Annotated in this window: 24 protein-coding genes and 4 pseudogenes; 13 read left to right on the top strand and 15 right to left on the bottom strand. The window is 57.9% G+C overall.

Going from position 1 to position 20,040, the window contains the following annotated elements:
* Positions 1-251: 251 nt before the first annotated feature.
* Positions 252-1,118, top strand: a pseudogene (locus AC3WOG_RS36300) (IS3 family transposase); the annotation flags it as partial.
* Between the two features lie 111 nt (positions 1,119-1,229).
* Here AC3WOG_RS36300 and AC3WOG_RS36305 read toward each other — a convergent pair.
* The gene (locus AC3WOG_RS36305; RefSeq protein ID WP_492582676.1) at positions 1,230-1,502 is read right to left on the bottom strand and encodes a hypothetical protein; all 273 of its coding nucleotides are present in this window, start codon (positions 1,500-1,502) and stop codon (positions 1,230-1,232) included.
* Positions 1,503-2,662: 1,160 nt separating this feature from the next.
* Complete coding sequence (locus AC3WOG_RS36310; protein WP_492582677.1) at positions 2,663-3,160, bottom strand: tetratricopeptide repeat protein; 498 nt, start codon at positions 3,158-3,160, stop codon at positions 2,663-2,665.
* 127 nt (positions 3,161-3,287) lie between these two features.
* On the opposite strand from AC3WOG_RS36310, the gene AC3WOG_RS36315 reads away from it, so the two are divergent.
* From AC3WOG_RS36315 to AC3WOG_RS36345, 7 genes and pseudogenes are all read left to right on the top strand, one after another.
* Positions 3,288-3,500: a hypothetical protein gene (locus tag AC3WOG_RS36315; RefSeq protein WP_492582678.1), complete on the top strand. Its 213-nt coding sequence runs from the start codon at positions 3,288-3,290 to the stop codon at positions 3,498-3,500.
* Between the two features lie 347 nt (positions 3,501-3,847).
* Positions 3,848-4,129: pseudogene (locus tag AC3WOG_RS36320) on the top strand (IS110 family RNA-guided transposase); the annotation flags it as partial.
* 101 nt (positions 4,130-4,230) lie between these two features.
* Positions 4,231-4,455, top strand: coding sequence for a tyrosine-type recombinase/integrase (locus AC3WOG_RS36325; protein ID WP_492582679.1), 225 nt, complete (start codon positions 4,231-4,233; stop codon positions 4,453-4,455).
* 119 nt (positions 4,456-4,574) lie between these two features.
* Positions 4,575-4,808 carry a FitA-like ribbon-helix-helix domain-containing protein gene (locus AC3WOG_RS36330; RefSeq protein WP_492582768.1) on the top strand — a complete coding sequence of 78 codons (234 nt, stop codon included), beginning with the start codon at positions 4,575-4,577 and terminating at the stop codon, positions 4,806-4,808.
* Positions 4,777-5,211 (top strand): type II toxin-antitoxin system VapC family toxin, encoded by a 435-nt coding sequence (locus AC3WOG_RS36335; protein WP_492582680.1) that lies wholly within the window; start codon positions 4,777-4,779, stop codon positions 5,209-5,211. The genes AC3WOG_RS36330 and AC3WOG_RS36335 overlap by 32 nt, the downstream gene beginning before the upstream one ends.
* Before the next feature lie 10 nt (positions 5,212-5,221).
* Positions 5,222-5,470, top strand: coding sequence for a hypothetical protein (locus AC3WOG_RS36340; protein ID WP_492582681.1), 249 nt, complete (start codon positions 5,222-5,224; stop codon positions 5,468-5,470).
* A gap of 56 nt (positions 5,471-5,526) precedes the next feature.
* Positions 5,527-5,871 carry a hypothetical protein gene (locus tag AC3WOG_RS36345; RefSeq protein WP_492582682.1) on the top strand — a complete coding sequence of 115 codons (345 nt, stop codon included), beginning with the start codon at positions 5,527-5,529 and terminating at the stop codon, positions 5,869-5,871.
* A gap of 40 nt (positions 5,872-5,911) precedes the next feature.
* Here AC3WOG_RS36345 and AC3WOG_RS36350 read toward each other — a convergent pair whose 3' ends face one another.
* Entirely contained in the window at positions 5,912-6,082 is a 171-nt protein-coding gene (locus AC3WOG_RS36350; RefSeq protein WP_492582683.1) for a hypothetical protein, read from the bottom strand.
* A 26-nt stretch (positions 6,083-6,108) separates the two neighbouring features.
* Between AC3WOG_RS36350 and AC3WOG_RS36355 the strand changes: the two genes are divergently transcribed.
* The 4 genes and pseudogenes from AC3WOG_RS36355 to AC3WOG_RS36370 form a co-directional block, all read left to right on the top strand.
* Positions 6,109-6,618: a hypothetical protein gene (locus AC3WOG_RS36355; RefSeq protein ID WP_492582684.1), complete on the top strand. Its 510-nt coding sequence runs from the start codon at positions 6,109-6,111 to the stop codon at positions 6,616-6,618.
* A gap of 16 nt (positions 6,619-6,634) precedes the next feature.
* Positions 6,635-7,066 (top strand): hypothetical protein, encoded by a 432-nt coding sequence (locus AC3WOG_RS36360; protein ID WP_492582685.1) that lies wholly within the window; start codon positions 6,635-6,637, stop codon positions 7,064-7,066.
* A gap of 50 nt (positions 7,067-7,116) precedes the next feature.
* Positions 7,117-7,656: a hypothetical protein gene (locus AC3WOG_RS36365; protein WP_492582686.1), complete on the top strand. Its 540-nt coding sequence runs from the start codon at positions 7,117-7,119 to the stop codon at positions 7,654-7,656.
* 120 nt (positions 7,657-7,776) lie between these two features.
* Positions 7,777-8,058 (top strand): annotated as a pseudogene (locus AC3WOG_RS36370) (DDE-type integrase/transposase/recombinase); the annotation flags it as partial.
* 507 nt (positions 8,059-8,565) lie between these two features.
* On the opposite strand, the gene AC3WOG_RS36375 reads toward AC3WOG_RS36370, so the two are convergent.
* Positions 8,566-9,081 (bottom strand): hypothetical protein, encoded by a 516-nt coding sequence (locus AC3WOG_RS36375; protein ID WP_492582687.1) that lies wholly within the window; start codon positions 9,079-9,081, stop codon positions 8,566-8,568.
* Positions 9,082-9,746: 665 nt separating this feature from the next.
* On the opposite strand from AC3WOG_RS36375, the gene AC3WOG_RS36380 reads away from it, so the two are divergent.
* A complete protein-coding gene (locus tag AC3WOG_RS36380) occupies positions 9,747-10,070 on the top strand; it encodes a hypothetical protein (protein ID WP_492582688.1) in 324 nt (107 codons plus the stop codon).
* An 812-nt stretch (positions 10,071-10,882) separates the two neighbouring features.
* Here AC3WOG_RS36380 and AC3WOG_RS36385 read toward each other — a convergent pair.
* The 11 genes and pseudogenes from AC3WOG_RS36385 to AC3WOG_RS36435 form a co-directional block, all read right to left on the bottom strand.
* The gene (locus AC3WOG_RS36385) at positions 10,883-11,476 is read right to left on the bottom strand and encodes an LrgB family protein (RefSeq protein ID WP_492582689.1); all 594 of its coding nucleotides are present in this window, start codon (positions 11,474-11,476) and stop codon (positions 10,883-10,885) included.
* 135 nt (positions 11,477-11,611) lie between these two features.
* Positions 11,612-11,902 carry a CidA/LrgA family protein gene (locus tag AC3WOG_RS36390; RefSeq protein ID WP_492582690.1) on the bottom strand — a complete coding sequence of 97 codons (291 nt, stop codon included), beginning with the start codon at positions 11,900-11,902 and terminating at the stop codon, positions 11,612-11,614.
* Positions 11,903-12,001: 99 nt separating this feature from the next.
* A complete protein-coding gene (locus AC3WOG_RS36395; RefSeq protein WP_492582691.1) occupies positions 12,002-12,352 on the bottom strand; it encodes a DUF4148 domain-containing protein in 351 nt (116 codons plus the stop codon).
* A 546-nt stretch (positions 12,353-12,898) separates the two neighbouring features.
* Positions 12,899-13,621 carry a response regulator gene (locus AC3WOG_RS36400; RefSeq protein WP_492582692.1) on the bottom strand — a complete coding sequence of 241 codons (723 nt, stop codon included), beginning with the start codon at positions 13,619-13,621 and terminating at the stop codon, positions 12,899-12,901.
* The gene (locus AC3WOG_RS36405) at positions 13,545-15,215 is read right to left on the bottom strand and encodes an MASE1 domain-containing protein (protein WP_492582693.1); all 1,671 of its coding nucleotides are present in this window, start codon (positions 15,213-15,215) and stop codon (positions 13,545-13,547) included. The genes AC3WOG_RS36400 and AC3WOG_RS36405 overlap by 77 nt, the downstream gene beginning before the upstream one ends.
* A 252-nt stretch (positions 15,216-15,467) precedes the next feature.
* Entirely contained in the window at positions 15,468-16,187 is a 720-nt protein-coding gene (locus AC3WOG_RS36410) for an IS6 family transposase (RefSeq protein ID WP_492582694.1), read from the bottom strand.
* A 69-nt stretch (positions 16,188-16,256) separates the two neighbouring features.
* Positions 16,257-16,433: pseudogene (locus AC3WOG_RS36415) on the bottom strand (glyoxylate/hydroxypyruvate reductase A); the annotation flags it as partial.
* A 73-nt stretch (positions 16,434-16,506) separates the two neighbouring features.
* Positions 16,507-17,601, bottom strand: coding sequence for an NAD(P)/FAD-dependent oxidoreductase (locus AC3WOG_RS36420; protein ID WP_492582695.1), 1,095 nt, complete (start codon positions 17,599-17,601; stop codon positions 16,507-16,509).
* 98 nt (positions 17,602-17,699) lie between these two features.
* Positions 17,700-18,434, bottom strand: a complete 735-nt coding sequence (locus AC3WOG_RS36425) for an ABC transporter permease (RefSeq protein ID WP_492582696.1) — start codon at positions 18,432-18,434, stop codon at positions 17,700-17,702.
* Positions 18,434-19,147, bottom strand: a complete 714-nt coding sequence (locus AC3WOG_RS36430) for an ABC transporter permease (RefSeq protein ID WP_492582697.1) — start codon at positions 19,145-19,147, stop codon at positions 18,434-18,436. Before AC3WOG_RS36430 ends, AC3WOG_RS36425 begins: the two co-directional genes overlap by 1 nt.
* An 18-nt stretch (positions 19,148-19,165) precedes the next feature.
* Complete coding sequence (locus tag AC3WOG_RS36435; RefSeq protein ID WP_492582698.1) at positions 19,166-19,975, bottom strand: transporter substrate-binding domain-containing protein; 810 nt, start codon at positions 19,973-19,975, stop codon at positions 19,166-19,168.
* Between the last annotated feature and the right edge of the window lie 65 nt (positions 19,976-20,040).

Below are 20,040 nucleotides of genomic sequence, written 5' to 3' on the forward strand. Positions count from 1 at the left end.
GATAAACGTGTCCCAACGCGACTGGACTGTGTGCGGGAAGCGCTGCAAGGCAAAGGAAGAAGGAACGGTTCACGGCTCTGTTCCATCTGATCGACATTGACCTGCTGGAAACTTCGTTCTTCTGGTTGAAGAAGAAGGCGGCGGCTGCGGTTGATGGCGTGACGTGGCACGACTATGAGCACGACCTGGAGCGAAATCTCAACGACCTGCACGGGCGTCTGCATCGACAGGCCTATCGTGCGCTGCCGAGTCGTCGACACCACTGGCCAGTTTCAGTGCTGTGTGAAGCGCTGGAAGTCAGCCCCAGCGGATATCATCAGCGCCAGCAACGCACCGCCCAGGACAAGCCGCACAGAGGCTGCATGAGCAACGATGCCCTGCTCGCGCACATCAAGGCGATTCACGCGCAGGTCAAAGGCGAATACGGCTGGCCGCGCATGTGGAAGGAACTGCTCGCGCGCGGCGTGCGCGTGGGCAAGGAGCGGGTTCGCAAGCTGATGGCGCAGCATGGCATTCGTGCACGGCACAAGCGCAAGTACATCGCGACGACGAACTCGAATCACAACCTGCCAGTTGCACCAAATCTGCTGGAGCGCAACTTCACGGCGTCGGCCCCGAACCTGGTCTGGACGAGCGATATTACCTATCTGGCGACAGCCGAAGGCTGGGTGTACCTCGCGGTCATCATCGACCTGTTCAGCCGGCAGGTGGTGGGCTGGTCAATGCAGCCGCACATGAAAGCGGAACTGGTCACAGACGCGCTACGCATGGCGTGGTTCCGGCGCCGCCCTGAGGCTGGTGTAATCGTGCATAGCGACCGGGGCAGCCAGTATTGCGGCGGCCTGTTTCAGGACACGTTGAAGGCCTACGGCATGCGCTCGTCGATGAGCCGACGCGGCGACTGCTGGGACAATGCGCCGACAGAAAGCCTGTGGGGTTCGCTGAAGGTAGCACGTATGCATGGACGGCACTTCACCACGAGGCGTGCCGCAATGGATGAGGTGATTGACTGGCTGGGCTTTTACAACGCACGCCGGTTACACTCGACACTCGACTACGTCAGTCCCATGACGTTCGAGAACAACTGGTTCGCAGCTCAGCAGGGACGAGCCGCATAATTCCCTCGGTTATGGGATTCGCGGAACAGGGGCAAGGTCAGTCATCGAGCAATTCGCCCTGGACGGCGAGACCTGGAAGGAGTAACCACCCCGCCCGGCCAGCAGCTTAGCCTATTGAGCTGCTGTGAGCTTGAGTCCCGGCCGCAACGCCTGCGAGGTCTCTGTTTGGCCTTTGCGCTGATCAGAAACCTGCTCGATGCCGTTTTTCAAAACCTCTTCGCAAAAGGCCAGGCGCGTACGGTAGTAATCCGCATGCATCTGCGCGTCCAGAACACGTTGCTCCGCCTGAAAAAGCTCCAGACGCAGTTCTCGCAACGCCCGCTCAGCCTGCTTCTCCGGAGTGGGTGCGTTACGCACAGCCCAGCTTGCAATCCACCGCAGCATAATGAAGCCCTCCTGTCGTCGGGTGCGCTTCCGCTGATGTCAATTCATGCTGTCACGCCGGGGCACGAAACGGCGGGCTCCGGTCGCCAGCAAGACCAAGGCTATCAAAAATAAGGGGAACACCTGTGTGGCATGCACCGCTTTGTTGTGAGAATGACGCACCACCCTTCCTGCGTGCCGGCTTTGACGCTGCAGGGCGTCCGCAAAGATTCGTGAGGAATTGGGCAAGAAGGAGTCTTGGAGCGGCGGGTTAAGTCTTGCGATTCGGCGGAACGCCTGGCGGGCCGGTGACGGCGAACGGTGGTGTGCTTGTGCGGCATCGGCGGGTAACGCAGAAAAGGCGGGCCGCTACCTTACCAGTCTCCCCCCACGCCGACGAAGTGCACCAACGCCCACGCGATACGCTATCCGTGGCGTCGCCCCCCTGCCGAGCGTGCACCGAGGTAGACATTGCGTTCGATGAACGAATAGAGACGGTCGGCAGCAACGTGCGTGATATGGCGCATAGCAGCGCTTCCCGGTTCGTCGACCTGATGCACTTGGGCAACGGCTGGGCGATACGGTCGGCCCGACTTCCCGTGACCGGCCATAAGGTCGATCAGAAAGAACATGGCACAGCCGATCCCGACCGCAGCAAGGATGACGAGCAGCGTGCCGACGAAGGTTTGCAGTTAGTCAGACATGATGGTCTCACTGAGTGGTAAGACTTTATTTTCGAAAGCCTGTCGTGGCCCGGGATCGGATCCTTTAACCCCTCCATGGCTCGCCGGCACAAGGGGCAATTCAAGGGGCCGAATCCCGTTCGTTCGTTAGGCAACACACCGGCATCGAGTAGGCCAAGGCCTCGCGGTTTTCATCCAACGAACTGTGTGAAACTGCTTGCTCGCTCACGCTGTGCAGGAATGCCCGGCGATGGCTCGGACCGACGTCGGCGACGCGCATTGCATTTTGGAAAGAATCTCCGGGGGTGCTTACGGATATCGAACGTAAACCTTGTGAGGTTTGACATGACTACGAATGACGAAGATGGTGTGTCCGCTGGCCCAGTTCCAGTAATCGACCCGGTGAACTCGGGGGATGACTCGCCTGTGCCCGATCCAATAATAATCGACCCGATGGGCCCGATAGTCGAACTGGTAACCCCCGGACTCGAGCCATCGTTATCTGGCGACCCCATGCCGGAACCAGGTGAGGAACCCGTTCCAGTTGTAACTGCACCTCCCCCGCCTGAATTCACTGATGTAACTGATCCGCCCGTTGAGGGTGGTGGTGAAGGTGGTGAAGGTGGTGGTGGTAAAGACGATCCAGATCCCGGCGAATAATAGTCGTAGTCGCCTGAACTTCGCACGTTGTTGAGCTCGGCGTTCAATAATTGAACGCCGGCACTCATTCCGAACTTCACAAACCAGCGCGCTAATCTGCTGATAGCGACGTTGAAGAGCCCTGGATACGGCGGTACGCGTTGTAGTGCCGGAGCGCTCTTGCTTGTCCCCTCGAAGTTCCTTGAGTCTTGCAAGGTTGTAGTGTGCGTCCGCGTAATCCGGCTCAATCGCGAGGCACTTTTCGTAGCCATTCAGCGCATCCTCGGGGCAGTCTAGCTCTTCCATGGCAACGGCGCGGTTGAAGTGAAGCTGGCAATCGTCCGGGAAGTATTCCAAAGCCCTGTCAAATACTGCCAGCGCTTCTTCGCAGCGTCCCGCTTCACACAGGATGGACTGTCAAAAAGCGCGGGGTTTTCGGCAACGCTAGCATTGAACCTCGCCAGTGCCTACGCCGAGGTACGTGATGAAAATCGTCGTTCGCGTCGAATTGATTACCGACTGGGGTGATGCAAAGACGATCGAGGTGGGCCGGATCGACCGGCCAGGCCAATCACTCGATTCCGAATCTATAGGGCTGTCGTTGGCGGACGGAAAGCTACTGCTGCATAACCTGCAACAGGCGTTGATCCCAGCCCAGGCGGACGAGATCTGCGCCTTGCGACGTATCTGTCGATGATGCCATCGGTGGCCGGCGTTGAAGGACTACCGGCAACGCAAAGTGGATACCGTGTTTGGTACCGTCGGCTTCCGCAGCCCACGCATCGTGTCGTGCGCCTGTGAGCCGCCCTGGTATCTGGAAACAGCGTTCTGCCCGCTATGGCCGATCATACCGGAGCGTGCCACGCCGGAGCTGTTGGCCCTCCAGGCGAAACTCGCGGCGCAGATGTCCTATCGACGGGTGGTCGAGACGATGCGCGAATTTCTCCCGGTTAGTGAACAGTGCAATCATGTGGCGGTCCGAAACAGGACGTTACGGTTTGGCGCGCGGATTGACGCGATTGAACTGCTGGTCGCGCATACACGATTAGTGGTGACGTACCGGTGCTGGCAGTGTCGCTGGAACTGGCGGCGGCCAAATGGAAAGTCGCACTTCACGACGGTCGGCGCGAGAAGCCGGCCGTGCACACGGTCGCACAGCCGCAGGCCGCGGCGCGTCTGCAGGCGGTGCTGGACCTGATCGAGGCACACAAGGAGAAGTGGTCGTTGCCTGCAGACGTACGGGCCGTCGTGAGCTATGAGGCGGGGCAGGATGCGTTCTGGATCTGTCGTGCGCTGCAGCCCCGAAACATTGAGTGCCATGTCGTACTTCGCCAATCCCTTTCAGACGCGCCAGCGCATCGCAACGCTGGCGCGCGGGTGCTGGTACGTTTGTCTGTCGCGTCTTCTCAAGCGCCGCAACCAAAACTATGTCACAGGTCTGTACCGTGCCGCTGGCCTGGGTGCCGGTCACAGCAGCCACAGTGGTCCGCAGGACGTTCGCGAGCCGCTTGGTAGCACAGGGCCACTCGCTCGACACCGTTCAGTTGCTGCTCGGCCATTCGCATCTTGATTACGTCTCACCCTATCTGGACGTCACGGCGCGCGAGCAGCGCGATGCGCTACCGGCGTTCGATCAGTTGGAGTGGGACTGAAGAAAACGCTTTGATGTGCCGATACCAGTTAAAGTTGGACGTCGTTTTCGATGATAGCAATGCTTGCAATCCGTCGCCTGAATGATATCATTGATATCAACATCACAGGAGGCATTGCAATGGCAAATCTTTTGGTGCGTAACGTGGACGACGCCTTGGTTCAGAGTTTGCGCGAACTGGCCGCTGCGCATGGCCGCAGCGCCGAAGCCGAGCATCGCGAAATATTGGCAAAGGCGCTGCGAAAGCCCAAGCGTAAGAGTTTTGCGGAAGTGTTGACGGGTATTCCAAACGTCGGTGCGGATTCGGATTTTGAGCGCGTCGATGACGGCGAGGCTTCGCGTGTATTTGGTTGATACGAACGTTATCAGCGAGGTCCGAAAACGGGACCGCGCGAACAAAGGGGTGCGTGCTTTCTTCCGCCAAGCGGTGCGAGACGACAGCGATATTTATTTGTCGGTCGTCACCGTTGCGGAATTGCGCCGTGGAGTTGAGTTGATCCGCCACAGGGGCGACACACAGCAGGCGACAATCCTCGAAACGTGGCTTGAGGCGATCATGGTTGACTATGCCCAAAACGTTCTTTCTGTGGACGAAGAAATCGGCCAACTATGGGGACGGCTCCGCGTGCCGCATCCGGAGCATGCCTTGGACAAACTGATTGCGGCCACAGCCTTGATTCATGACCTCACCGTTGTCACGCGCAACGTCGATGACTTTGCAGGAACAGGGGTCCGGTTGTTGAATCCCTTTGACTAAGGAAAAGCGTATGCGATTCATCCCAACGGATTACTCGCAGACGGGCGGCTCGCTGCCCCGAACCGATCCGCGCGCGAAAGCCGACTTCATCCGGCAGCATGTGAGGCACGGGTGGACCGAAAGCGATGCCACGGCGCGTTATGAATTATGGGCGGCGCAGGCGATCGATACCAACCCCGACTTGAATATCAACTCGCACCAAAGACTGGGCGATGAGGCAATTGCGAGCGCGCGCAATTCGTCGCGCTCGCAGGACTAGGAAACGTTGGCTAATCGGGTATCACCAGCACCAAAACAAAGCAAAGGGAAGAGAAGATGAAATCGAACGGAACGGATCTTTTTGCGCGACGCGATGCTATCCGCGAGCAGTTGGCGGTTTCGATTGGGTCGTTGCAAACGGTCGGCGGGAAAGTCGCATTCGTCGCGGCGATGCAGCCGCACCTGCTGCAGTTCAAGCTCATCGAATCGCTAACAGACCTAGAGCGCGAGTTCAATTATGCAATAGACATGCTGTCGTTGGTTTTGGCGGGCGGGGCAGCCGAACTCGAAGCAGCGGTCGAAGGCGCGAGGAAAGATTTCGATGATGTACGCGGAAGGTTGGAGTCTGAGTATGCTCCTCTTATCGAAAAGCTGACCAACTCAGTCCTGCCCAACGGTTAGTAAACACCGGAAAAGAGCGAACGATGAACAAAGCAACCTATTAGAAATGCGCCCGTTGGAGTTGGTCGACGCCGCTGGACGCGAGGGGCGCGACTATCTGCTCGCCCCAGCGGAACAACTTGATGCTGAAGCTTGTATCGCGCTTGGACTGTTGACCGTTCATGATGGTGTCGCGCTTCTCACTGGCGATGGTCGGCGTTTCATCATTCACCTGAATACCTAACGGAGCGGAAATGTATGGAAGACAATCATCCCATTGGTGCACAACTGGCTGCTCGCGAAAAGGTAGAAGCGCTGGTTACGCGTATTCGCGTCCAGGGAGAAAGTGATCTTCGCGAAGCGAAGGCGATAAGCCGAAAAATCAAATGGACAGCGCGGTTGGTCTTGCTGCTTGCCTTTCTATCGTTCGTTGTCAGCATTCTCGCAACAGGTTTGAAAATACCAAGCTACTACGTAACCATCGCACTTGCGTTGACCGGCGCCTTGGAGTGGCTTCGCCAAAATCGCGGCTGGCGCGAGAAAGCCGGTGCTTTATGGGCGTCACACGATCGGTGCGACGAGTTGGTCCGAGAACTGGAGTTCCAGAACGCTAAGGTTTCATACGATCGCTTGGCAAAGCTTGATCGTGACTTTACGGAACATCTCAGGAAGCGCGGAGGAAGGCTTAGTAGGGCCGACGAAGAAGCGGATAAGAAAAATCTCGCTGGTATTTTTACGTCCGCCAAGCATGACGCGCAGGGTAAATAACTGACCGGAAAAGCTAATGAAAATCACGATCAATCTGACCGATGCGTCGACAGAACAGAAAGCCCGTTTTCAGGGCGCGGCTCTCAATCAAACTGTCTCAGACATTCGCGATGCGGTAGGCGACGATCTGGCTACTATCGAAGTGCATGGCGCAAAGCCCTTTGTTACGTACATCGCCGCCGTCCAAACGACTGCCGATCTCGAAGCCACGGGATTCAACATTGTTGACAAGTATCGCGAGCAACCCGGAATGCTGCTAGGTACGCTGCAAAGCCTCACACCGGTCTCGCTGTCTCAAGATGATGAGGACCTCGCGTTTACCGTCGTGACCGACTTGCTCGCGCGCAAGTCCGACGCGCATCTGCTCGACGTGTACGAATGCCTGCGCACAAAACCATCGCTGGTGACGTTCGCGGACGCGATGCGCGCTGCCTGCATTCCGTCGTAACCATCGGAAAAGCGCTTGCGACGGTCGTGCGGGCCAAACAGGAGAACACTATGTTCAAGAGGCTGCGTGATGCTTTTTCGCCGAAGCTTCCCAATGTCGTTACGTCCCAACCAACGGCCCTCATCGCCGCTTCGGTTGCCATCCGCGACGCTTGGACGAACAACTTGTACGCGACGCAGGATTTAACGCCGGATTTCAAGGAGCAACAAGCGAAGAGGTGGATCGAAAAGTCGATGGAAATTCTCGCATCGCCCAGCCCTGTCCTCGCAAATCGCAACGTGCTTGCCGGTTACGTCGCAGAAGTCGCCGACTTTCAGGTTCTCGTTATGGACCCTGAGCCTGCTTCCGATCCGTCAAGTCTACGAGGAATATTGGGTATCTCCGGTGAGCTAAAGACGCACCTCGATCTGTTATCGCTGCGCTGTCGGAAGTTGGCTGAGTTTCTGCATGAAATTGGGGCCGATCTGAGTCACGACGAGAAGTGGAATGCGGTTGTCTATCGTTACCGCGTCGTTTGGGCGGGTATGAACATCTTCAATGCGTTGAGGAAGTCTCTCGGCGATGCGCACAGCGGGGCTGTGTCGCGCTAAGCACTGGGGTAAAATCGGAGCCCGCCCACCGATGACGAACACATGGCCAAGATGAAGACGCCGCGCAGGACGCTGCCCGCTGGCATTGGCAAGGTGCTGAAGCGGCTGCACTACCCATTCAAGAGCGGCGCCAATCTGGCTGCGCTCGAAGCGCTTAACGCCGAGCGGCCGGCACCGATCAAGGTCCGCCAGAGCAAGTATCTGAACAACATCGTCGAGCAGGATCACCGCGCTGTCAAACGCATCGTCAGACCGATGATGGGATTCAAGACTTTCCGCTGTGCGCGCATCATCCTTTCCGGCATTGAACTCATGCACATGATTCGCAAGGGGCAACTGCAAGATGACGGTGTTGCTAGGACCGCAGCCGGGCAATTCTATTCCTTGGCCTATGCATATTGACCTTGCTCGTCCTACCCTCCTTATCGCGACACAACCGTCTGCGGCTCGTCTGGGCCGTTGTGAACGACGGGTTGAGGATTTGGGTAATTTGGTGCCCACCAAATTATTGCGGACACCAAAGGGGACAAAAATTGAGGGCACGCACTGGGCATTGGTGCATGGATCGCAAAGAGGGCGAACTTCGCTCTTTGATATCCGCCTTTCATTGTCGGCAAATACAAGGGTGAATAGCCTAACCACCTGGAAAGGAAGAATAGCGCGACGCAGAAAACGGCCTGATCGGCCATGCCTGCCCGTGCCCGCCGTCAGCGCAGCCCCCCCGGATGCCGTGCGCTTGTGACGGCGCGGCATGGAGAGTGCGCCGTGCATCTGAGCGCGGTGCGTAAAAATGTTGATGGTCGGCGTGTGACTTCAAACGAACGCGGGTGCGGTTGGCGGTGGTCGGGGGCGTGCGACGGCGGCGGTTTCGGCAATTGGCGCGCGTCCGCCGCGACCATCGAAGAAGCTTTACATCAAGCTCATTGCCAGCTTGCTTTGCTCAACGGCGCGTTGCCAGATAAGAGGTATTAGAAACTCAATGCTCAGCGTTCCATCATCAATCATGGCACCCCCTGCTTTTAATGACTTCGTTGCATCGGGATAAGAAGTCACCAATCTTTGATACATCGGCTCGGTAGGAGAAATTGTATTCCAGCCTGCACCCTGCAACTCGCGCTCCCAAAGACTAGCGGCGAGAGCGTACTGGAGGAGGGAACTCTTGAAGCTAGCTATGGCCTGCGGGTGCTGCACTCCTTCCTTCGACGCGGCGTACAATTTTAGTTCAAGGTTTGCGTCGCCGACGAGTACGTTGTAAACGCGATAATTTATGCCTGTCTTGATCTGTGCATCGATATTCATGAATGCACGTTGCAACTCTCTGCTCGACTGAGCAAACGCCGGTGCTCCTAACGGCAACCCAAGAAAGGCCGGTGCTCCCAACAGCAACCAAAGAAAGGCAACAAGTGCAATTTTAAACTTTGTCATTTTTGATTTCCCTTTCGATGGCGTGTGAGCATTAAGCGTGCCATTGACTCGGACGCAGCGTATGCATTGGCTAAGACCCACAACCCACCTTCTTCAAGCCACGGATTCGGGCGCCAGTGTTTCAAGACTGAGACGCCCCCGGTGGTCCGTACCTGTTTGAGGAAAGTTGCCGAAGGCGGGTTTATCAACTGCGCTCGACGCAAGGTGACTGCCCACACGGGCGCGCCGGGCGGGTGCGGTAATCGGCGTGCATTGTGGTCTGAACCGAAAACATCTCGCAACGGCCTGCCGCACGTCGGACCTCCGGGCACGGTCAACCCGCGGCGCGCACGCCCGTGGCGGGCCGCCTGGTCGCCTTGGCGGGCCTTCCCGCAGGGTGTAGGGGGTATTCCATCTCTACGGGCAAGGCCGCCGAGAACGCGGTCGGGGTGTTTCTTTCATCGCCGCGATTCAAACGATGGTAGGGGTATCGCCCAATGCGTATCAGCGCACAGAAAATGATCGGCAAATGGGTATTGTTGATCCACGGCATGGGGGAAGTTTTTGCCGTGGCCTGAACCGGGCGCGCTACTGCTCGCATAGATTGCAGCGCGCAATCGGACAGACGACCAACAATCACACGCCCGCTTGGACCGGCACGACAAAAATGAAACGGGGACCAAATCATGAAACATGAAACCCTGAAGGGCATCGCGCAATTGCAGTCACGGCAGCGTGAGCGGCTGGCTGAAGACGCCACGCGCACCCTGCGTGACGGGAACCTGACGCTCTCACAGCGCGAGCTGCTGGGTCGCATGCGCCTCGCGCTGATCGACATCGACGTAGGGACGGTGTTCGGACACGATAAGGCGAACTACGTGTCGCGTTACGTGTACGAGGCAGTTCAACAGGTGCTTAACGATATCCGGCTCGTGCTGCTCGAATACGGCTGTCCGTCGGAAGCTACAGTGACCGACTGGCTGCGCGAGCGGCTTGAGGCAACCAAATGAAAACCGACAGGTACAGCTCGGCGATTCTGGCGGTGCCAACCTGCGCGCGAAAATGCGCATCGAGGTGCATTACCGAAGCGAACCGGTACGGCGCGAGCATCGGGCGAATGCTGCGCAAGGTGTGGACGGCGCACTGGCCCCGAAAAAGCTCACCTTAAGGCACGTAGAAATCGCTGGCGGGTCCGGGACACGCGTCGATATCACCCGAGCCCTGCGAGCGGTTTGCAGGCGTCTACCGGATGGCGGGAAGCGGCATTCGCGGCTCGGACCTTCCCGCGCATCACCAGCGACGACAACATCGTCGGACGGCTCCCCGCGCGGCATGCCCATTTCTGAGTTTATTCATCGGATTTGCGCCGCCATGAGCCGGTCACGACAGGCAACAAGCAGCCATTTCTCGCCTAACGATCGGAGGGCCTTCCACGGTTGGATCTGGGGGCTAGACGCGGCCCCACTGTCGCCAGGCATCCCCTACACATTGAACTACGATCCAACGGATGCGGAATTGCTCGCACCTAAGGCCGCTCGTCGTCCTTTGCTCTCAGAGAGGGTTTCCGTCTTCTGACTCCTTTACGATGTAGAAGTGATCGCCCATTGGCCTGATAAGACTTTTCGGGAACGGCCATCTTCTGACATTCACTGACGCCGTCGCGCGGACATTTGAAAGTCGGTTTCACGGCAGAAAGCGGCCCTACGTGGAACGATGCCATCCGGTGGGCCGTCGGTGCGGATTCAACCGGTGGATGCAACACACTAAGACTGCGCGAGCAGAAGGAGTGTTGCAAATGAAGCAGCGAAGTGGGTCCGTCGGGTCAGGAAAAACCGCTCAGGATTGGATAAATAATTGGCAGGATAAAGGACGTCAGAATGCCGTTCAGGCCCATCCCGAGGCCTGCAAATGCGCCGGCTTCTTCGCTCATCTGCAACGCACGAGCAGTGCCGCTTCCATGGGATGCTACCCCCAGTGCGAAGCCACCCAGGTCATGCCTCGACACGCGAATCAACCTCAAAAGGCCGCTGCCAATCACCGCCCCGGTGATGCCGGTCATGATCACAAGGACGGCCGTCAGCGACGGCAACCCGCCGATTTTCTCGGAAATACGAATAGCAATTCCTGCCGTAACGCTCTTCGGAGCAATAGTGGCAAGTATTTGACCCGTGGCCCCCAGGAGCCTTGGGATCAAAACAGCCGATGAGATGCCCGTCGCACACCCCGCCACAAGTGCGCCAGCCAACTGCGGGGCTAGCCGGCGCAATTTAGGCAATTGTCGGTGCATCGGTATAGCGAGCGCGACGATTGCCGGTCCGAGCAAAAATTGAATGGGCTGGGCGCTTTGCATGTAGGTGACATACGAGGTGTTCGATTCACGCAAGGCAAGTATCAAAAGCGCTATTGCAATTAACACGGGATTCGCGAGCGCACTTTTTCTTAGCGAGCCGGGACGACCTGCGCGATTGCGTACGCGAGGAACGTGAGGGTCAGCCAAAGAAGGGTGTTGTTCCGAGAAATCCCCACGCGGACGCGATGTTCTGATGAAAGTTCACGGTGTATAAACCGTCGCAATGTCGGCAGCCGGAGGCGCTGTGTTTCCGTCGGCATGGAACGGCGATGCAAACGGTGTTGTCAGCGGTGCAGCGCGCGGGGGCCATAAAGCGCACAAGCCTTGGCCGACAAGCGCGGTAACGACGATTGTTAGCACCGTACTTACAACAATGGACACGGCTATCGGGAGCAGGTCATGAGCCACTTGGCCGGCAAAGACCATGATGCCCACTCCTGCCGGAACGAACAAAAGAGGCAGAAACCTAAGCAGGGCAAGAGAGTCGCTCATCAATGGCGGATGAAAGGCCGGGGCGGAGACTCAGGGAGGCTAACAACAGGATCATCCCTATCATCGCGCCGGGAATCGGCAGGTTCCCGGCGTATGCGATTAACTCCCGCCGTAGAGCGCGTTCAAGCGATCCAGCGTGCCGTCCTTCTGGGCGCGCTGCAATTCCTGATAGACATCCGCGCGAGTCTTGCCAACGTGGGCACCGCTCATGCTACCGCCCCCGGGCGTGCCGCCGACTGCGGCCGACGTCATGGCTGCGTTGCTGTCGGTTGCCGTACTCGCTATGCTAGCGTCGTCGCCCGCATAGGCCAGCGTGGCGCACAACGCCAATACGGCAATAGGGATCAAAGTCAGAGTTTTCATCATATCCTCAAGCATGGTGTATGACATGCCCAACGCCAATCGAATCATGCAGTTGGCGCCGGGATTTCGTGCCGCTTCGAAAGGCATCGAAGGTTCTTGCAAGGACTCGGCACGCTCTTGCAATACCAGGGCAGAATTTTCTTTATTCGCGAGTTATCTCCTTTTTTGTATCGCGACCGCTCCAGGATAGGACCCGGGCATCCAGCCAGGGTCTATTTTCATCACCTGCAACTGACTTCCTTGGTATTTATGAAAGTTCTGCCGGGTGTTCCAGTTGGAACGATATTGGAATTATTTTTGAGATCTGTAAGTAGGACGTCGGCGTAGCGCACGCAAGCCAGCTCAAGGCTCTGTCTGGATGGACGAGTCCTATTTCCCACGGCCCATCCATAGGGCCAAGACAGTGCGGAATTCAGAACTGTGCCGAATTCAGAACTACAACGTTCAATGGATATTGGTGTTCATGGCGGCGATCCTCGTGGAACCGCTGGGTTTCGACTGCCCAGCCCGTCCACGTGTTGCGGCACGCCGGCAGGTACCACTGCACTGTATGCGCTGACCGCACGCGCCTGAATAAGGCACTGTTCCTAAACGAGGCTAAGGGATTGCCTTATTCAGTGACCGGGCTCCGCCCTATTGGCTCTCGATCCACTGAATTGCGAAGCGAATCAGCTCGTTGCCGTTACGGATATTCAGCTTTTCTTTGATGTTGGCCCGGTGTGCCTCGATGGTCTTGACGCTCCGATTCAGTTTCTCGGCGATTTCGCGGGTACTGAAGCCGAGTCCGATCAGCTGCAGGACCTCGAATTCCCGTTCCGAAAGGCTCGCAATTGGGCCCGCCGGCATTTTTTTGGGACCCGCGAAGGCTCGCGCCAGCTTTTCATGCATGGTGACACTCAAATAAATATTGCCCGCCAGCACTTCGCGGATGGCGCTCACGACATGCTCTGTGGCCTCGAGTTTCATCAGATACCCGTTTGCCCCGGCCCGTAGTGCGCGTTCGGCAAACAGGCTTTCGTCATGCATGCTGAGGACGAGGATTGCCAAATTTGGGTAGCGGTGGCGGAGGGTTTTGACAAGATCCAGGCCGGAGTCCGATTGCAGACTGATGTCCACAATGGCCATGTTGGGCTGGCAGGCCATCGCGACCAGGGCTTCTTCGGCGCTGCCGGCCGCACAGCAGACGTGCAGATCCCCTTGCAGATTCAGCAAGTGCGTCATCCCCTCCCGGATGATGGGGTGGTCATCCACGATAAGGATTTGAGTCGCGCGGCCTGGGCTAGACGAGTTCCCGTGCATGGTCTGGGCGCTCCGGTATCGGATAGCTGATGGCGACCGTGGTGCCACCCAAAGCATTGCGGGTCACGGTGCAGGAGCCGCCCAGAAGACTCGCCCGGTGACGCAGGTTTTGGAGTCCCAGTCCTGCGGCACGCTCCATTTGTTCCAGGCCGACGCCCACCCCGTCGTCACTGATTGAAAGCGTCTGCAAACCGCCTGCGCGCCCCAGGTCGATCCAGATGTGGCGGCCTTCGCTATATTTCAGCGCGTTGTTGACTGCTTCCTGTGCCGCACGGTACAGGTTGATCTGAGTAGGCGGATCGAGTAAGTCCACGTCTGGCTCGATCCGGAGCATGCAGTCTATGCCATTCGGCGTGCGAGCCGTTTCCGCCAGCCCATGCAGTGCGGCTGCAAGGCCACCATATTCAATGGCGACCGGGTCCAGCCCATGGGCAATCCTGCGAGTCATCAAGGACGCCTGCTTCACCAATCCGACGATGATAGTGGCGTCGGCGGCGGCTGGGTGACCCTGCGTCCGGAGTTTCTGATTCAAGGCGGCGCAGTACAGACCCAGGCTGGTCAGGTGTTGCCCAAGTCCGTCATGCAACTCCCGGCCGAAGAGTCTCTGCTGCTGATCGCCGACCAGGATCAGTTCTCCTTCCAACAGACGGCGCCGCGCCATCTCCTCCTTTAGTTCATTGTTTGTCTTCTCCAGGTCTTCGGTTCGCTCCTGGACGCGCCGTTCCAATTCGATGTGGGATGCCTTGAGCAGGCTATGGACGCGCTTCTCCTGAGCACGTACCGCCACCAGCAGCAGTCCGGTTACCGCCACAACGTTGGCGAAGGTGCACCACCTCACGAGGCTATCCACCGGAAATTTGGCGGCGAAGGGGCCCGTGCCGTGGGTGGTACCCCAGATGGCCACGACTGAGACCATCAGGGTCGCGAGACTGGTGCCCAGGTGATCGAAGCGAAGAGCCGCCCAGATAATGAACGGAAAGATCGCCAGGGCTGCAGGATAGTAGCCGTGTCCGGCAAGTTGCGGGGCGCCGAAGATGAGGTAGCTCACCCAGAAGGTCGCAATGGTCAGTCCGCACGCCTCCACGGCCTGCTCCGTCGAGCGGATGGGGTTTGGATACGCGAGCAGGCTGAGCAGGGGCGGAGCCACCACCAGCACGCCCATCATGTCACCGAGCCACCATTTCAGAAAGGCTGCGCCGTACTCGGCGACCGGCACCAGGCCCCCTCCGAATAAGGCGGTTGTGCCGATCAGCGCACTCACTGCGGTGCTGAGCACCGCAGCCAGGGCGATGAGGGCTAACACGTCCTTAATGCGGTCGAGGGTGATCTGGAATCGGGCTACGCGGTTCAACAGTATTGCTGCCGTCAAGGCTGCAACTGTACCGCCGGCGCTAATCACCGCGGCCACTGGCAAGGGCACGCCCACCGACACGTTGGCGAGGAAGGAGCCAATCGCAATTCCGGGGGCAACCTCGAAGCCCAGAGCGAGCAGTGCAACCAGGGCGATACCGCTGGAAGGCCACACCAGAGAGACTGCGCCGCCCACTATCGCATAAGCAAGTCCTACTTTTGCGCCTGCGTAGTACGCCAATGCCACAAGCCCGGTGTGCAGGAAGAGTCTAAACCTGGAATTGCCTCGAATAATGACCATTGTTCGCTTCAAACCCTCTACGCGAGCGATGCCCCACGCGTCCCTGCACAGCCCGCAAGCAGCAATCCTGATGAACCTATCAATATGGCGAATTTGATGCCGGGATTACGCAGGTCACACGCCTCATATCAAGACGACCAAAACTACTATGAACCCACGTCAGAATTCTTCTGCGCGCCATCGCACATACGAAGGACGGATCTGGTGCAAAAAGGGGACGCGGCCGAGACGTTTCTTATAGATATGGATACCTTATCGATTGAACAGGACAGCATTCCAGACACCGGTCGTAGCGGTATCGTTGATGCCGAGATCGGAGAAATCGAACTGCCTCTTGCGAATGCGATGCATCAACTCGATACTTGAAATGGTGGTCGCGGCACTCCTGAACCGTTTGAAGCCGAGCATCACGTTCGTTCTGGACTTGATGTGACGGTGGTCCTGTTCGATCAGATTATTGAGATACTTCGAAGACCGCACCTTCGTGTCCTTGGGCAACAGGCCATCAGTCTTCATCTCCCGTACGGCGCGGTGCGATGCGGCATACCCATCGAGCGTGACCGTCTCCGGTGGCTGGCCCTGATGTTTGATTGCCTTGCTGAAAAAGGCTTTTGCCGCAGCCACATCGCGCTTTGCCCTGAGCATGAAGTCTACCGTCTGGCCGACGCGATCCACCGCCCGATATAGATAAACCCATTTGCCCCGAATCTTCAGGTACGTCTCGTCAACCCGCCACGACCGTCCCGCAGGCGTGGCGAAATGGTTCCAGCGCTTGACGAACTCGGGCGTATAGCGCTGCACCCAACGCAGGATCGTCGTGTGAGCCAGCGACAACCCTCGCTCAGCCATCATCTCGACGAGATCGCGCAGGCTGAGTTTGTAGCTCAGATACCAGCGCACACAAAGAATGATCACATCACGGTCAAAGTGACGGCCCGCGAACAGCCCGTCCAGACTCTTCAGTTTGCTCATCGCGGGTCCTCAAATTCCCAGCCTGACACTCTAACCGATTCGTTAACCGCTATTTGCACCACAGCCCCGCAGATTTGGCAGGAGCGCAAGAAAGTCTTCAGGCGGTTGCCACCCGACCAGATAGCGGACTGCAGCCGGGTCGCCGATTTCCGGCCATATGTGAAACGGGAGGTCAGGCGCGCGTTCGGCGAAGATAGCCAGCCAGATGAGGCCGCGTTCCGGGTCAGCCTTGTAGAGAATGGTCATATTGTCGTTCCGGTCTGGCTAACTTTGTGCGGAACTGGCGCCTGAACACACGGGAGACCGGACTTCACGCTGTTCAATAGCCCGCGGCCCAGCGGTTCAGATCGGAGGCAGATTGCTGGCCGTCGAAGCATCCAATCACGCGGGCACCGATAAGTGGGCCGAACTTGAACATCTGGCCGTCGCAGTTCGTGATCACGACGGTGCGTCCCAGTGGGTCGACGCGGAACCGCTCGCTGGCGTCCTTTACGTAGTACCCGACCTGCATGCGGACCGGCCTGTATCGGGCAGCTTGCCGAAGGAACGGGGAAAAATGGCTGATGACCTCATCGCCTTCGGAGGCCAGTGACTGGAATCCATCGCATGGACGCCCGGGCCGCCTATGGCTTCCAGAGCCGAATTTCAGTCCTGTCCCGTGAATGGGCGCGATTGCGTAGTTATCGCCGGGGCCGAGATCGGTGAGACAGGGGCTGTTGCGCCATGCATCGAGATACTCTTCCGGCGGTTCCACATAGCAGACGGCCTGCCGGAATGTTTGCATTCCTCCGTAGTCGGGAAAGAGCTCGGGGAGCCAGGCGCCGCATGCGATGACCACGAGGTCTCCCGACACAAGCGAGCCATCTTCGAGCGTGACCTCGCTGCGCGCTGGGTCGACGCGTACCACCCTGGTATGCGCTCTTTTCGCGGCACCTTTGGCCGAGACCCAACGCGCCAGATCATCGACTATGCGACTGGCAAACAGCGCGCCCCCCGTCGGCGCAAGAAGCCCCCAGTTGTTCTCCGGCAAGCTCAATTGAGGACACATTCGCTCAGCCGCTTCCCGATCGAGGACTTCATGCGCGATGCCTAGCTTGCGAAACGTCGCCAGACTCCTTCCCGTGTAGTCGCCGGGTGACTGCGAAATGCCCATCGTTCCGGTGTTGGAGAAATGCTGAACGCCGAGATCGGCCCATAGACGATCCCACTCTTTAAATGCGTCATCCACCATGCGCGTATAACCCTCAGCGTCACCGTACTGATAGCGGATCATCCGATGCTGGTCGTAGGACGCGGAAGTGGGGTTGGCGATCGCGCCTTGCTCGAGCAGAGTGACCTTGTGTCCGCTTAGCAGCGCCGAACGGGATACAGAGAGGCCGACAATTCCGGCTCCGACAACGACAATATGGCCCATAAGGACAGTACCTCAACTCAATGTGCTTTCAACTGATTCAAGCTTCGGAAGTTCACGTGACTGCTATGCCGGGCGGTCCGCAGGACGAAACCTGACCCTCACACCCGCCGTCGGTAAAATCGCAGCCAGGAGTTTGATCTGGCAACAGTGCGGTGCATGGACAGTCGTGGTTCCAGCCATGACCTCATGACGAGCAACACCGCGAAATTGACGATCAGGTACAGCAATCCAGCCAACGTGAATACTTCGACAACCGCAAATGTCTCGCTCATCAATCGTTTGGCCAGGCCTGTAATCTCAAGAACCGTAACGGTCGACGCAAGACTCGACTCCTTGACGATGACGGTGATCTCGTTCGCATAAGCCGGGAGCGCCTGGCGAAATGCAAGGGGAAACCGGATACGCCGGAAGCATCGCCAGTTCGACATCCCGCACGCGCGAGCCGCCTCGATCTCGCCAGCGGGAATCGCCATGAGGCCGCCCCTGAGGATTTCCGAGGTATAGGCAGCGGTATTCAACGTAATGGCGAGCGTCGCGCAGTTAAAGCCATCGCTGAAGAACCACCAGAGGGCAGTCTGGTCCCTGAGAAACTGTAACTGCCCCAGTCCGAAATAGATGATGAAAATCTGCACCAGCAGCGGTGTGCCACGAAACACCATGCTATAGAGCAGGGCGAATGCGGCGAGGCTGCGGTTTGAAGATAGTCTGGCGAGTGCGAAGCCAAGCCCTAGTGGAAAACCGACGACGATCGCCACGAGACCTATTCCGAGTGTCGTAGCGAGTCCCTTGAGGAGCAGCGGGATGGCCTGTTGAATGAGGTCGATGTCCATCATTACACCACTCTCACGCCGCGATTCAGGTTGCGTTCGACCAGACCGAAAGCAACCTGGCTGAACAGGGTGATGACGAAGAACACGACGGCTGCGATGACAAAGAAGATCAGCGGTTGCCGCGTGGTGCCGGCGCCGATGTAGGCGACACGAATGAGTTCCGCCAACCCTGTCACCGAAACGAGCGACGTATCCTTGATCGTCGCCTGCCAGACGTTGCTGATGCCCGGCAACGCGTACCGGAACATCTGAGGCCCGATGATCCGTGTATAAAGCTTGCCTGTTTGCATACCGACGGCGCGCGCTGCCTCGATCTGCCCGGGATGAATCGCATCGAGGGCGCCGCGAAAAACCTCTGCCGCATAGGCCGCGGCAATGGCCCCAACGGAAACCACACCGACGATAAAAGAGTAAGCACTTTGAAACGCATCGGCATACCCGAAAAACGTACCCACTCTCGCGATGAACTCGACCGATCCGAAGAAGATCAGATACACCACCAGCAGCCCCGGCACGCTTCGCACGATTACCGTGTACACATCGGCCACCTGCGAAACGACCGGAACCCGGGCCCATTTCACAGCGGCCAGCAGAAGCCCGAGTAGCAACCCGAAGCCCATTCCGAGAACGCCAACCGCCACCGTGACGACGCTCCCGCGAAGAATGGACAAGCCCCATCCGTCTTCCCATAGCAGGCGTGAAAGAGCAATGTCCATAACGGCTCCAGAGTTAAATTACTTGCAGGTCAGCGAGTAGTCGTCGCTGAACCACTTCTCGCTCATCGCTTTCATCTGACCGCTCTTGATGATGTCACAGAGCGCGATGTCGATTTTCTTCGTCAGATCCTGATTGTCCTTGCGGATGCCGACGCCCATCCCATGACCCAGGGTGGACGGGTCGTCTGTTGCTACGACCTTGACTGGAACCATTTCAAAACTGGCACCCTCCGGCTTTTTCAGGTAGTCGGTCCATGAAGACCCGTCGTCAAACGCAGCGTCGAAACGCCTTGCACTCAGGTCGCTCTCCATCTGGGTCAGTGAATCGTAGCTCTTGATCGTTGCATCGGGAATGTTCTTCGCGATATATCGCGAGTAGGTCGTGCCTGTCACCACACCGATGGATTTCCCCTTCAGCGCAGCGAGGAGCGGAGGCAGCGAAGCAAGCTTCGCGAGGGGCGAACCCTTGGGTACGATGAAATATTGCGGTGCTGACGCGTAGGGGATCGAGTAACCGATTTTCTTTTTCCGCTCTTCGGTGATACCCAACCCGGAGATGATGATATCGAACCGCTTGGCGTCGAGGGCTGGAATCAATGTGTCGAAAGCCTGGACGACAAATTTGCACGTGACGTCGAGCTTTGCACAAATCGCTCGCGCGACATCTGCGTCAAAGCCCATTACATTGCCGCTGGCGTCGGCCATGCTATAGGGCGGAGCGTCGCCCTCGGTTCCGACGGTCAGGACCCCTTGCGCAGCCACACCGGAAGTGGAAATGGCAGCGAACAACAGGCCAAGCAGACAACTTAAGAGTTTTGCTTTCGACATTTCCATTCTCCAGATTGTTCGGGCTCCCACTATTGGGTGCCCTTGGTTGCATCAAACAGAAAAGG

Source organism: Paraburkholderia sp. FW306-02-B (assembly GCF_058782725.1).